This window comes from Larkinella ripae (genome assembly GCF_054780775.1).
Map to the genome: position 1 here is coordinate 343151 of NZ_BAAGVR010000014.1, position 13664 is coordinate 356814.

A 13664-nucleotide genomic window follows, 5' to 3' on the forward strand; every position below is an offset into this window, starting at 1 on the left:
TTGGCATTATTTGATCGACAGCACCTTAAACTCGGTTCGGCGGTTACGCTGGTGTTCAGCTTCCGTGCAGTCAACATCATTGGCACAGTCATTCAACAACACCGATTCGCCATACCCAGCCGCTACCATCCGTTTGCGGCTGATGCCTTTTGATGCCAGGTAACTAACCACCGAGTTGGCCCGTTGCGCCGACAGGTAGCGGTTATAAACCGCATCGCCCCGGCTATCGGTATGCGAGCGGATCTCGACAGATAACAAGGGGTATTTCTGCATGGTCGCCACCAGTTTATCCAGCTCGCGGGAAGCATCCGAACGGATGTTCCATTTGTCCAGATCGTAGTAAATGTTGTCCAACTGAACAATGTCACCAACGCGCAGCATGTTCAGATCGGCCGAGAGCACTTTGGTGGTGGCCTTGGTGCTGATTTTTTTAATGCGGCTCGTATTGGTCCCGTACCGTTCTTTCGAGGCACTCAGCGTGTAATCGCAGCCTTCCGTTAGTTCGAACTCATACCGGCCATCGGCTCCGGTAACAAACTGCCGGATCATGCCATCGCAATCATTTTTGAGGTTAATCGTGACGCCCTCAATCGGTTTTTGATTCTGTTCACTCATCACTGTACCGCGTACCCGCGCCTTCTGTGAATCAACAATATCCCAACCTTCGTTTGGCTCAAGAGGAACATACTGCACCGTATCCACAATTTTAGGGGGCTGATTGAGCGCAATTTCCAGCCGCGAGGGCGAATCGTCCGTTAACGAATGGGTTGAAAAACCGACCGTACTGGTTATGTAACTGTCTTTGGCCGCCCGGAACGTAAAGTCATTGTTCGACTCCAGACACAATTGCACCAGGCCATCTTTTCGGGTAACAACCGCCCGGTTTTTGCGGTCATCTCCCCGGGCCTTGATGTCAATCTGCACGCTGTCAACGGGTTGTTTCGTCACCTCATCGTAAAACCGTATGGTCAGGTTTCGGCAACCGTACAGCGAGCTTTCGCGGGTAAACCGGAAAATATCGTCATTGCCTTTTTGCCGGTTGGTGCTGAAATAACCGCCTTTGCGGTTGCCGTCGGTAATCAACCCAAAATCGTCCATTTCCGAGTTGATGGGCGCTTCCAGGTGTTCAACCGCACCGGTCACCACTCCATTGGTCAGCGGAACATAATAAATATCCAGTCCGCCCAGGCCCTTCCGGCCGTCGGAGGCAAAATACAGGTTGCCGCGCTCGTCGATAAACGGAAATAAATCATTGCCTTTGGTGTTGACTCCCTTTCCCAGATTCACCGGCTTGGTCCACTTGCCATTTTCATTCCGGGAAACGTACAGATCCGTCCCGCCCACGCCACCGGGCATATCCGACGCAAAAAACAGCAGCCGGTTGTCTTTGCTCAGGGCCGGGTGCCCCACCGAGTAATCATCGCTGTTAAAGGGCAATTCTTCAATATTGGTCCAGAGGTCGTTCTGCTGAACAGCGGTATACAGTTTCAGGTTGGTGACGCCTTCCGAACTCTGCCGCACCCGCCGGCCGTCGTAATTATTGCGTGTAAAAACAAGTTGATAACCATCATTAAAAAAGGTAACCGGTCCTTCGTGATACCGGCTGTTGATGGCGCGACTAAACGGCTGAACGGTTTTCGAGTACCGCAGCCCGTCCGAAATATTAATTCCACCTTCGTAGCCGCCAAGGGTGCGGGAGTCATTGGCCGATGCGCGGCTGCGCGGGCTGGCCGACCGGTTTTTGACCGCGGCCGTCGGCGCCGGTTTTACAACGGTCCCATCCGGTTTGATAATCTGGCTGGTTTTCAGCTGCTGCCGATCCTGCACATAAAATAAATCGAGGTAGCTGCCCCCTCCGCCCTTCCCGGCGGTTTCGATGGCGGCACCGGCTTTTTTTCCCGACACGAAAACCAGCCCGTCGCGGTAATACATCGGGCTGAATTCGGCATTCGATGTATTCAGAGACAGCACGTCCAGCCGGTAGCGCGTGGGAGTTTTCTTTCCAATCACGCCCGAAGCCGGCTCAACAAAGGGCGCTGATTCGGCGGTTTTGTCTCTCAGCGTATTGTATTTGTCGTACATCAACTGCGACTCATTGTACTTCCCGTTGCTGGCCAGTGTCTGGGCATAATGCAGGTACGTGGCGGCCTGAGCGCCCGTTAGTTCGGCGCCCGTCATTACTTCCTGGTACGCCTGTTCGGCTTTTTTCAGGTCGCCGGACAATTGGTAGGCATGGGCCCGGTTGGCCAGGGCGGTGATGCGCTGGTCCGTCGTGAGTTTCCCCGACGATTCACTCAACATCTGCGTGTAGAGTTCGATCGCCCGCGCGTAGGCTTTGAGGGTATATTGCCGGTTTGCCTGCAACAGCAACGTATCGGATTGCGCAAAGCTGACGCCGGTACTCCAACCAGCCAGGCCGCAGAAAAAAAGCAGTTTACGCCAGCGTGTGTAATTACAAGTGCCCATAAGAAAATGGGGTCCGGAGCCAAAGGCCCATCGAACCGGGTTCAGTCGTTAGTTCTTTATCAGGCCATGAGTCGGTTTTCAGACTCGTCACCCGTATCATTCGTCCAGAAGTCGTACCGACGTTCGGCATCTCATCAGCTTCACGGAAGCCAAAAATAGTGAGCATTCAAAATTATTATTGCTTTAACAAACAATTAATTGCTAAAAGACCAGTTCTGGTACTCAATCAACCGGTGCACAAATCATGCCAGCCAACAGGCTCTGAATGGCCCACCGGCGATCCCATAAAAAAGCCGCCTGATAAATTATCAGACGGCCTTACACCCGCAATAAATGGTTTACTGTAATTCGGCCGAAACTTTGATCTTGTTGTAGTACAAAGTCGTCAGTCCTTCAAAACCGGAATCGGTGCCGACCAGCAGCCAGAGTTCGCCCCCGTCGTTGGTCTTGACGGTGATGGGTTGCGGAGTCGTGCGTTGAATCAGTTTGTACTGCGTTACGTCCTCTCCGGCCCCGATGTTTCCCAGGGTTGGCACAGCCGCGCTGCCTTCCAGCTGGTTGCCTTTGTCGATGCTCAGCCGGTAATGGTCGCCTTCCTTGATCTTCTTTGGTTCAAGAGCCGAAGCACCGGCTTTCAGGTAAACGCTGCCGCCCGGCGAACCGCCAATGCCGAAGCTGTTGGTGGCATACTGGGACGCCAGTTCGATCTCAAACGTTACTTGATACGTCTGATTTGGCCGCAAACCTGTCACTTTCTTTTTCAGGAACATGAACAGATCGTCGCTGCGGTTATGGCTCGAAATCATAAACGATTTTTTGGATTCATCCAGGGGAGCCGGCAGGGCTTTGTGTCCGGACTGAAATTCGATGATCTCTTCCTGAGCCGGAGCATAATCGGTGATTTCGGCGGCCCAGCCGTCGGTATTGGCCTTAAAATCCGAATTAACGATGGTCGTCGGGCCATCCGGTCCCACTTCACGGTCCTGACACGCTGCGCCCATAAACAACCACAGGGCGGCAACGGTCCATTTAACTACGTTCATCTTTGTAATTTTTCGTTGAAAATAAGGTGTGTGGTAGCTACCGGTTTAATGACCCCGCTGGCGAAAGGATCGTTGGAAGACCGTTTCTTTTTTCACCCGGTTTTTTCGACCCTGCCGAACCATTCGACAGAAAATGAGCGGTTTAAACAAACGAATACTTTCACCTCAGTCCTCCTCCGGGTCGATGCGGACCTCGTCGTGGCTTCACGTCCGGTTTTCAAAACGAGGCAGCCACTGGGCCATCCACCGGCTGTGGGCAAGGCCACGCTAGCCACCCGCCCGCCGTGCGAATCAACCGTTTGTCCAATTTGTGGAGCAGAACCTGCCATTTTGATGAACTTACGGTTTCTTCCACGAAAAGGCAGATAGGGTGGTCAATCATTCTTCGAAATGTTTCAATCAGCTAAAAAAATAAGCGCGTTTTTAAAAGACAGTTACGGTAAACTAAAACAGCAATCCTTTCAATTCTCCCTGATTGAATACTATTTCGTAAACCGCACGAAAACTGACGCGCAGGTTATTTCGGATAAAACGTATCACGACCTCGATTTTGACGAAATCTTCATGTTCGTGGATCGGACCGTTTCCCGGGTAGGCCAGCAATTTTTATACGCGAAACTCCGAAAAATTGATCTGACTAATACCGGCAATCAGCGGCTCGAACAACTTACCCAGGCGTTTCAGAACGATCCGGAACTGCGGGAAACGATTGGTCTTCATCTGCACCGGCTTTCTCACCAGGATGCGTACTACATTCCTTCGCTCTTTTTAAAACCTCATCTACAACCGCCCGACTGGTTCCGGTTTGCGAGGTGGTTATCCGTGGCAAGTTTGTTTCTGATCATTCTGATTCCTTTTTACTCGGCAGTGCTCTTGGTTTTACCACTTCTGCTGATGGTAAATTACGGAATTCATTACTGGAACAAGAAAAACGTATACCACTATCTTCTTTCGCTTCCGCAGCTTCTTCTCTTAAATCAGGTTGCCAAAGAAATCCTCAGCCACGAAGTCCTCAAACCGGATACGGATGAGCTGAACCGGGCCATCCAGACCGTGGATGAAGTAGGCCAGTCGATGTTTTTCTTTAAGTTGAATGCGAAACTGGAAAGTGAAATAGGCATGGTCGTAGAAGCGATTACGGAGCTTTTCAAAGCCCTGTTTTTGCTTGAACCGCTGCTGTTGTTTCACATATTAAAGCAACTGGATACGAAACGAGCGGATGTTGAGCGCGTTTTTCAATACGTCGGCCTGACCGACACCGCGCTTTCCATCAGCTCGCTACGGGCCGGGCTGACGACTTACTGCCAGCCCGCTATAACGGACACCCAGAAAAGTTTAACGGCCGTCGACTTATACCATCCTTTGATCATCAATTCGGTCGCCAACTCGATTTCCTTAATGGGCAAATCAGCGCTGATAACGGGATCAAACATGTCGGGTAAAACGACCTTTATCCGCGCCGTCGGCATCAATGCGATTCTGGCCCAGACCATCAATACCTGTTTTGCCCGGGAGTTCGTCCTTGCTCCAACCCGCATCTTTTCGGCCATCCGAATTTCCGACGATCTGTTGAATGATAAAAGCTATTACTTTGAAGAAGTGCAAACGATCAGGGAAATGATTGAAGCATCCTCCTCTGATTATCAAACGCTTTTTCTGTTGGACGAACTTTTCAAGGGAACCAATTCCATTGAACGGATTGCGGCCGGGAAAGCGGTGCTGACGTATCTGAACAAAAATCAACACCTGGTTTTTGTCTGTACCCACGATATTGAGTTGACAGACTACCTGAAAGAGACGTTTAATTTGTATCATTTTACCGAAATCGTCGACCATGACGCCATCGCTTTTGATTATAAACTCAAAGCAGGAAATCTTAAAACCCGGAATGCCATTCGAATTCTGGAACTGAACGGATATCCGTCGGAAATCATCGACGAAGCCAAAGTTATGGCCCAAAAAATGACCGGTACGGCCGATTAAACCGGGGGGTTTTCGGTCCTGATCTCGCCGGACCGATCCGCAAACGCCCGGACAACCGCCCTAATTGTACGTGGGTTTGTCGGACAGGAAATTGCATTTTGAAGATCTATGGTTCAGGCAGGTTTTAAACCCCGGCTGGACGGTTTTCCGATCAAACGGTATTTTTAAGACTTCGTAATTTTGTCGAAACCGTTATCTTTGCGCCCTTTAGCGTAGGCATAAACATTTTGTAGCCTCAACAGTTGTATGAATGTTAATCAAACCCACTTCATGAGAATGACTCAATTAAATTGCACAATGAAAAGAGGAATAATAATTGGAATGCTTTTTCTGGTTGCCAGTGCGACTACCCTGCTGGCCCAGCAACGCCAGCGTTGGAGCGCCGGCCCGCGCATTGGGGTCAACGTGTCAAGCCTGTATGGAAAAAGCAGTTATTATGGTGCCAAGCTGGGTCTGGTGGCCGGCGGTTTTGTCAGTTACAGCGCCATCAACCACTTTGGCATTTCGGCCGATATCCTGTATTCGCAACGAGGTGGGAAATACGATAACCCCAGTGATCGCAGCAGCCACGTCCAGCACCTCAACTACCTGGAAATTCCGGTTGTTGCCCGTTATTACCTGAATCTGAGCGGCAATTTCCGGCCTAATTTGTTCATTGGTCCGTCGCTCGGAATTTTGCTGGATGCTAAGCGCACCAAATCCATCTATCAGGGCCAATCGTATCCGGATTCTGACACCAAAGAAGAATTTGAGTCTGTTGATCTGGGCGGCACCGCCGGTTTTCAGGCCAATTTCAAGGTCAAAGACCGTCAGCGTTTCCTGATCGACGCCCGGTATACGCTCGGCATCACAAACGTTCGCACGAATCCCGCGCCCTGGCTCGGCAACTCAACCTTCGCCTTCACGCTCGGCTATAGCTTTGGCGTCGGTCGGAATTATTAATAAATCGTAGCGGTAAACCGGGTCGCCGGACTGACAAAGAATGCCGAATGTAAAAGTCTCTCGCAAGCCAGAACTTTTACATTCGGCATTCTTCATTCGACAGGTATGACGCCCTGCTAATTTTTTTCAGCTAGTCCGTCAATTTCCGTACAACGCCTTGGAAGCGGCTTCGTATTTGTCCCCCGCTACCCACTGCGGCCGGGTCGGTTTATCGGCAATCAGCCGGGCCGCGTACGAAAACGCCTGACAGAATTTAAGCAGATACCGGTAATCAATCGTGTCCGGATTATCAGCCGCCTGGTGATAATATTTGAAAAGATCGTCTTCAAACGCTTTAAAACCGGCCGAGAACGTTGGGGCCGGTACGCCCTTAGCCGCAAAATTGACGTTATCGGAGCGATCGAACAGGTTTTGTTCGGGCGCCGGGTCCGCAAAAACACCGAGCCCAAACGCTTTGCTGGCGGTTTCGATTTCGGCCTTTGCGCCCGTTCGGTTCAGCCCAACCACGGAGACAATCGTTGTATCGTTGTAACCCGCGCCGTCGCTGTTCAGGTTAAAGACGGTTTGTTTCAGCGGAATCAACGGATGTTCGGCGTAATACCGGCTGCCCAACAAGCCCAGTTCTTCCGCCGTCAACGCCAGAATCAAAACCGACCGCTTGGGCCGTTGCGCCTGTAACGTTTTGGCCGATGCCAGCAGCGCAACGACTCCGAAGGCGTTGTCGCGCGCACCGTTGAAGATGCTGTCCGCTGACGTATACGGCTGACCGCCCTGCTTGCCGACGCCCACATGATCGAAATGGGCCGACAGCAGCACGTATTCATTTTTGAGTTTCGGGTCCGTTCCTTCGATCACCCCGGCCACATTGACCGCGTCGATGATTCGCTGCGCCCGCCCGGAGGTCTGGATACTGACGGTTTTAGCGCCTTCTTTTAAATTGCCCAATTGATTTTTGCCGTTATCGACCCACAGGTGCAACAGGCCGGGCAAGTCGGTGGAAGCAGCCAGCGTCAGTTGTTCACCCTGAAAACTGCGCGTCACAATCGGCCACGGATACGTACCTCTGGTATAGAGTTCAATCAGGCCTACGGCCCCTTTACCGGCCGCCAGCTTTCGCTTTTGCTCCGAAGCGGCCAGCAAACCGCGATTCGTTGTGGCCTCCGGCGAACCCACCTGCGCCACGACGATTTTCCCGCGCACATCCCGCCCGTTATAGCCGTCAGCCGCGTCGGTCAGGCCGTAGCCGACGTAAACCGTCTCGGCTTTCAGATCGGTTTTTGGTCCGCTGATCACCACGAACTGATTGCCCAGCTGCAACGAATCGGCGCCAATCCGCAGGCGCGCGTAGGCCGCCGGTCTGGCCTGCAGAAACGGCACTTTCTGGAAATAATCCGGCTGGCCCGCCACCGGTTTCAGGCCCAGCGCCCGGAACTGCTCGGCAATATACCGGGCCGCCACCAGGTTACCCGGTTCGCCCGTCCGGCGGCCCTGCAACTCATCGGCGGCCAGAAACCGCATCTGCGCTTCGAGTTCGGCCCGGCTCAATTTGGATTCGGGCAGTTTGGAAACCGGCTGCGCCACCGTCATCGCAGCAACTAAAAAACCGGTGAGTGACAGACTGTATGCTTTCAGCATGGTCGTTGATGATCTGTTGGTGATGGTTTATTCAAAATGACTTGCACCGCGTTCGGCCATCTCCCGCAGCCGCCGGGTTGGGCGAAACCGCTCCCCGTACGTGTCGGCCAGCCGGTCGGCTTCCTGCACAAAGTTCGTTATTCCGACAAAATTGACAAATGACAACACCCCACCCGTGTACGCCGGAAAACTCCAGGCCAGGATGGAGCCGATGTCGGCATCCCGCTGCGTTGTAATCACGCCCTCTTCCAAGCACTGCACGGTTTCGAGCACCTGGCGGTAAAAAAGCCGCTTCTGAATCACTTCGGGCGCGGGCTGCTCGTCAAGAGGTGGGAACAAGGTCGGCAAACCCGGCCAGAGAACCTTGGTTTCCCCTTCCGGATAATCGTAAAAACCGGCTTTTGCTTTTTTTCCCGACCGGCCCAATTCCACAAACGTCCGGGCAATCTGGTAAGCCGTGTCCGCTTCGGTGAGCACCCCATCCCGAACGCCCTGCCCCGAGATTTTATACACCAGATCCAGCGCTATTTCGTCGGTAATGGCCAGCGGCCCCAGCGGCATCCCGGCGTTTCTGGCTGCGTTTTCGATCAAAACCGGGTTCACCCCTTCTTTCAGCAGTTCCAGCCCCTCCGCCGTGTAAGTGCTAAAGACCCGCGACGTGAAAAATCCGCGCGAATCATTCACCACAATTGGCGTTTTGCGGATTTTCTTCACAAAATCCAGCGCAAAGGCCAGCGCATACGCCGACGTTTCCTTTCCGCGAATCACTTCAACCAACGGCATTTTATCGACGGGCGAAAAGAAATGCAGGCCGATGAACTGCCCGGGCCGGGCCGACGCCTGCGCCAGTCCGCTGATCGGCAAGGTTGACGTATTTGACGCAAAGACACCCTGATCGGCCAGCAGGGGCTCGGCTTCCTGCGTCACCTGCGCTTTCAGCTCCCGGTTTTCAAAAACCGCTTCGATGATCAGATCACAGCCTTTCAGAGTGTCGACATCGGCGGTGGTCTGAATCAACTTCAGGACTGCTTCCGCTTTCTCCGGCGTTCCTTTGCCCTTTTCGATGGCTTTTTTAAAAACCGCCCGCGTGTAGTCTTTGCCTTTTTCAGCCGTTTCGACCGACACATCCTTCAACACGACCTGAATCCCGGCCAGGGCGGCTGCGTAGGCGATGCCCGAACCCATCATGCCAGCACCCAGAACGCCCAGTTTTTTGACTTCGGTGGGCGGAATATCCGTAGGGCGGCCCGTGCCTTTGTTCGCTTCGTTCAGCCCCAAAAACATTGTCTGAATCAGGCCTTTTGCCACTTTTGACGTGGCCACCTGCACAAAATACCGGGCTTCGATCACCAGTGCGCGGTCGATGTTGACCTGCAAGCCCTCGTACACGCACGAGAGGATAGCCAGCGGAGCGGGGTAATTTCCCCGGGTTTTTTCCATCACTCTTGCCGTTCCGGCCCCGAAAATCCGGGCACCCGCCGGGCTTTGCACCGCCCCAACCGGTACGTTAAAATGCTCCCGGCCGACGATTTTACCGGTTTTTTTGTCGCGCTCATCCCAGGGCTGCAGGGGTTCGGGATTCGCTTCGATCCAGGCAAAAGCTTTTTCCAGCAGTTCATCCCGCGAAACCGCCAGCTCGTCAACCAGCCCCAGCGTGCGGGCTTCTTTGGGGCCAACCCGTTTGCCTTCCAGCAACAACGGCAGGGCGGTTTCCATCCCGAGCATCCGGGGCAGCCGCTGGGTTCCGCCCCCGCCGGGCAGCAGACCCAGCGTTACTTCGGGCAAACCGATCAGGGCTTTCGGATTTTCAAGCGCAACGCGGTGATGACAACCCAGACACAATTCGTACCCTCCGCCCAGAGCCGTGCCATTGATGGCGGCCACGACCGGTTTTCCGGACGTTTCGATGGCCCGAAAAATCCGGTTCAATTCCGCCGAAACCTTCAGCATTTCAGCCGGCTCTTTGTCGTTATTGCGGAGGATCATCTTCAAATCCGCCCCGGCGATAAACTCGTTTTTCGCCGACGTAACGACAATTCCTTTTACCTCCGGGTCGGTATACGCCCGTTGCAATGCGGCTTCCAGGGCCGGAATCGACTCGTCGTTGAGCACGTTCATCGGTGCGCTGGTCATGTTCCAGCTCAGAATGGCAATGTGGCGGTTTTTGGTGTAATCAATCATGGTCAATGGCTTAGTGAACCCGTTCAAAAACCGTAGCAACGCCCATTCCTCCGCCCACGCAGAGGGTCACCAGACCGGTTTGCTGGCCGGTACGCTCCAGTTCGTCCAGCAGCGTGGCCGAAAGCATGGCGCCCGTAGCCCCGAGGGGGTGCCCCATCGCAATGGCTCCCCCGTTGACGTTCAGCCGGTTATGATCAACACCCAGTTGGTCCATGTAAAACAAGGGAACGGCGGCAAACGCTTCGTTTACCTCGAACAAGTCGATGTCGCGGACTTGCATTCCGGCTTTTTTTAACACCTTTTGCGTCGCTGGAACAACACCGGTGAGCATGATGGTAGGTTCGGTGCCGATCACGGCGAAGGCTTTGATGCGGGCGCGGGGCTTCAGACCGGTTTTTTCGCCGAACGTCTTCGAGCCGATCAGCAGCCCGGCGGCTCCGTCGACAATCTGCGATGAATTGCCCGCGTGATGAACATGATTGATCCGGGTTAAATCCGGGTATTTGAGCAGCGCCAGCGCATCGAAACCCATCTTTCCCGCGCTTTCAAAAGCCGGTTTTAATTTGGACAGACTTTCTACCGTCGTGCCGGGCCGGACCCCTTCATCGCGGTCGAGCAGGGTCAGACCGAGATCGTCTTTCAGAGTGAGGAGCGTGCGTACAAAGCGGTTTTCCCGCTGGGCAACCATCGCCCGGCGGTACGATTCGGCGGCAAAGGCGTCGGCATCGGCCCGGCTAAACCCGTATTTCGTCGCAATCAGGTCAGCCGAAATACCCTGGGGAACAATCTGATGCCGGGCTACAATCTGCGGATTCATGAAAAGCGCCCCACCATCGGAACCGATCGGAACCCGCGACATCGACTCCACCCCACCGGCAATGACTGCATCAAACTGACCCGCCAGCACATACGCAGCCGCCATGTTGATGGCTTCCAGGCCGGAAGAACAAAAGCGGTTTAACTGAACACCCGCAACGGTTTCGGCATAACCGGCTTCGATCACGGCGGTGCGGGCTATGTCGGCCCCCTGTTCGCCAATGGGCGTCACGCAGCCCATGATCACATCGTCGAGGAGGGCGGTATCGAGCTGATTCCGGTTTTTGAGTTCCCGCAAAACCGCCGTCAGCAACTGAATCGGTTGGACGTCGTGGAGCGAGCCGTCACTTTTACCCCGCCCACGGGGCGTCCGGACAGCGTCATAAATGAAGGCTTCGGCCATAAAGGTGTCGCTTGTTGGATCTGGCAATGCGATGCGAATAGCCAATCACCAGAAAACAAACTTACCGGTAGGACGGATAGACCGCAAGCTATTCGGCTAAAATCGGTCGGCAGAATGGGATATTTCTTTTTGTCCCAGAAAATGAGAGGTCATTAGAACTCAAGGGCTTCCGTTTTCTGCGCATCCAGGGAAGTAAATACGGAATTTTTACTGATGTATTCCGGAATGACCAATTTAATGATTCGTACTAGTTTGTTGGCATCGCCTTCCGCCAGTCGGTAGCGTAATTCCTCCACGACCGCGTTGATTTCGTGACGCTCCGGCGGGTTAATGCGGGCAATCATAATTTTGGGGTGGTGCGTGGGCAGGGTCTGCTCATCATCGTTCAGCAGCTCCTCGAACAGTTTTTCGCCCGGCCGTAGCCCCGTATACACCACCTGAATTTCCTTACCCGCGGTATACCCGGAAAGGTGGATCATTTTTCGGGCGAGCTCCGCAATCTTCACGGGTTCTCCCATGTCGAAGACAAACACTTCACCCCCTTTGCCCATGGTTCCGGCTTCGAGCACCAGTTGGCAGGCTTCGGGAATGGTCATAAAATAGCGAATGATATCCGGGTGGGTGACCGTAACGGGGCCACCAGCCTGGATCTGTTGCCGGAAAACCGTCAAAACTGACCCATTAGAACCCAGTACATTGCCAAACCGGGTCGCGATAAACCGGGTCCGGTGTAATTTTTCGTCGGCATGATTCAGGCTCTGCACGTACATTTCGGCCAGGCGCTTGGTCGCTCCCATGACGTTGGTCGGGTTAACGGCTTTATCGGTCGAAATCATGACGAATTTCTGAACGCCGAACTGAAGCGACAGATCGGCCACGATCTTCGTCCCGAGCACATTGACCCGGATGGCTTCGTACGGATGTTGCTCCATGAGCGGAACGTGCTTATAAGCAGCCGCGTGAAACACAAAATCCGGTTTGATGTCTCGGAAAATATGCTGCATCCGGATTTCGTCGGCCACATCGCCAATTTTCAACACGAGCCGGGTGTAAGCCAGGGCGGTTTTACACTCCCGGCGCAGGGTAAATTCCAGGTCGAAAAGGGCCGACTCGGCCTGATCCAGCAAGACAACCGTATGCGGTTGATGCTGAATAACCTGCCGAACCAGTTCACTGCCAATCGAGCCACCCGCCCCCGTTACCAGCACCACCCGATTCCGCAATTGCTGGCCCGTAGCCGGATTGATGACGCGGATGGGCTCCCGTTCCAGCAGATCTTCAATCCGGACATCCCGAATCTGCGATGATTTTAGTTCGCCACCGATCCACTGGCCAACACTCGGAATGGTTTTGACGCTGACCTGGTGGTGCAGAAAAAACTCCGTTATCTCATTCTTCTGGTGCAGGTCGGCGGCTCCCATCGCCAGAATAACCTGCGGGCGAATCGGCTGATTCTGAATGTACCGTTTGTAGGCTTCCTGCCGCGAGATGACTTTTACGCCCTGAATCACCTTCTGAATTTTGTACGGATTGTCGTCAATGAACGCCAGGACGGCATACCGCTGGGTCGAATCCTGGGCCAGTGCGTTCCGGGTCAGCAAACCCGTGTCGCCGGCCCCGTAAATCAAAACCGGCTGACGAATTCCTTCTTTTCCGGCGATTAAAGTCCAGTAAAAGGCTTTCGCCATAAACCGGCTGACGGACAAAATCACCAGACAACAAAACAAGTCGATCAGCAAAATGGAAACCGGGATGTAAACGTGGCGCTGTCCCGACCACTGCCAGAGCAAAAAAGAACCCAGGGCGGTAACCATGGCGCTCAACGTCACCCCATAAAGCAACAACGTTACATCCTCCAGGCTCGTGTGGCGAATGATGCCCTGGTAGGACCGGAACAACAGAAAAAACAGCAATCGGATGCTAACCGTAACGTTCAGACAATACAGGAAATCGGCCCCGTTTAGCCCGTTTGTTTCAAAATTAAAGCGCAGCAGGTAAGCCACCGAAAATGATAGAATGCAAATGATTACATCAATGCTTAAGACCAGATAACTGGATACGAAACGGGTAGCACTCGTTTTCAATAGCTGCTCAATCATTGGGTTACGATTCGGCGGATACGGTTTTCATTAGCGTTGTGGTTCGTTGATTTTTACAATTGCTTTAGCAAGCAAATTTACAATCAACCTAAGTTA

8 protein-coding genes are annotated in these 13664 nt (G+C 53.4%); 2 read left to right on the forward strand and 6 right to left on the reverse strand.

Annotated elements, in window-relative coordinates; genetic code table 11:
* Positions 1–6: 6 nt before the first annotated feature.
* Both ACYVHX_RS08235 and ACYVHX_RS08240 read right to left on the reverse strand, forming a co-directional pair.
* Positions 7–2466 (reverse strand): OmpA family protein, encoded by a 2460-nt coding sequence (locus tag ACYVHX_RS08235; protein ID WP_460671155.1) that lies wholly within the window; start codon positions 2464–2466, stop codon positions 7–9.
* A gap of 338 nt (positions 2467–2804) precedes the next feature.
* Positions 2805–3509, reverse strand: a complete 705-nt coding sequence (locus tag ACYVHX_RS08240) for a hypothetical protein (RefSeq protein WP_460671156.1) — start codon at positions 3507–3509, stop codon at positions 2805–2807.
* A gap of 390 nt (positions 3510–3899) precedes the next feature.
* On the opposite strand from ACYVHX_RS08240, the gene ACYVHX_RS08245 reads away from it, so the two are divergent.
* Positions 3900–5492, forward strand: coding sequence for a MutS-related protein (locus ACYVHX_RS08245; RefSeq protein ID WP_460671157.1), 1593 nt, complete (start codon positions 3900–3902; stop codon positions 5490–5492).
* Between the two features lie 297 nt (positions 5493–5789).
* Positions 5790–6434 carry a porin family protein gene (locus ACYVHX_RS08250; protein WP_460671158.1) on the forward strand — a complete coding sequence of 215 codons (645 nt, stop codon included), beginning with the start codon at positions 5790–5792 and terminating at the stop codon, positions 6432–6434.
* Positions 6435–6572: 138 nt separating this feature from the next.
* On the opposite strand, the gene ACYVHX_RS08255 is transcribed toward ACYVHX_RS08250, so the two are convergent.
* The 4 genes from ACYVHX_RS08255 to ACYVHX_RS08270 all read right to left on the reverse strand — a co-directional run bounded on the left by ACYVHX_RS08255 (position 6573) and on the right by ACYVHX_RS08270 (position 13568).
* Positions 6573–8069 (reverse strand): M20/M25/M40 family metallo-hydrolase, encoded by a 1497-nt coding sequence (locus ACYVHX_RS08255; RefSeq protein ID WP_460671159.1) that lies wholly within the window; start codon positions 8067–8069, stop codon positions 6573–6575.
* Positions 8070–8096: 27 nt separating this feature from the next.
* On the reverse strand, positions 8097–10250 hold the full coding sequence (locus tag ACYVHX_RS08260) for a 3-hydroxyacyl-CoA dehydrogenase NAD-binding domain-containing protein (protein ID WP_460671160.1): 2154 nt from the start codon (positions 10248–10250) through the stop codon (positions 8097–8099).
* Positions 10251–10260: 10 nt separating this feature from the next.
* Positions 10261–11469, reverse strand: coding sequence for an acetyl-CoA C-acetyltransferase (locus ACYVHX_RS08265; protein WP_460671161.1), 1209 nt, complete (start codon positions 11467–11469; stop codon positions 10261–10263).
* A 152-nt stretch (positions 11470–11621) separates the two neighbouring features.
* Complete coding sequence (locus ACYVHX_RS08270; RefSeq protein ID WP_460671162.1) at positions 11622–13568, reverse strand: polysaccharide biosynthesis protein; 1947 nt, start codon at positions 13566–13568, stop codon at positions 11622–11624.
* Positions 13569–13664: the final 96 nt, after the last annotated feature.

Bases quoted from the DNA above. Each gene is read 5' to 3' on its own strand.
- ACYVHX_RS08250 (WP_460671158.1), top strand. From the start codon at position 5,790: ATGAAAAGAGGAATAATAATTGGAATGCTTTTTCTGGTTGCCAGTGCG.
- ACYVHX_RS08235 (WP_460671155.1), bottom strand. From the start codon at position 2,466: ATGGGCACTTGTAATTACACACGCTGGCGTAAACTGCTTTTTTTCTGC.
- ACYVHX_RS08245 (WP_460671157.1), top strand. From the start codon at position 3,900: ATGTTTCAATCAGCTAAAAAAATAAGCGCGTTTTTAAAAGACAGTTAC.
- ACYVHX_RS08265 (WP_460671161.1), bottom strand. From the start codon at position 11,469: ATGGCCGAAGCCTTCATTTATGACGCTGTCCGGACGCCCCGTGGGCGG.
- ACYVHX_RS08240 (WP_460671156.1), bottom strand. From the start codon at position 3,509: ATGAACGTAGTTAAATGGACCGTTGCCGCCCTGTGGTTGTTTATGGGC.
- ACYVHX_RS08270 (WP_460671162.1), bottom strand. From the start codon at position 13,568: ATGATTGAGCAGCTATTGAAAACGAGTGCTACCCGTTTCGTATCCAGT.
- ACYVHX_RS08255 (WP_460671159.1), bottom strand. From the start codon at position 8,069: ATGCTGAAAGCATACAGTCTGTCACTCACCGGTTTTTTAGTTGCTGCG.
- ACYVHX_RS08260 (WP_460671160.1), bottom strand. From the start codon at position 10,250: ATGATTGATTACACCAAAAACCGCCACATTGCCATTCTGAGCTGGAAC.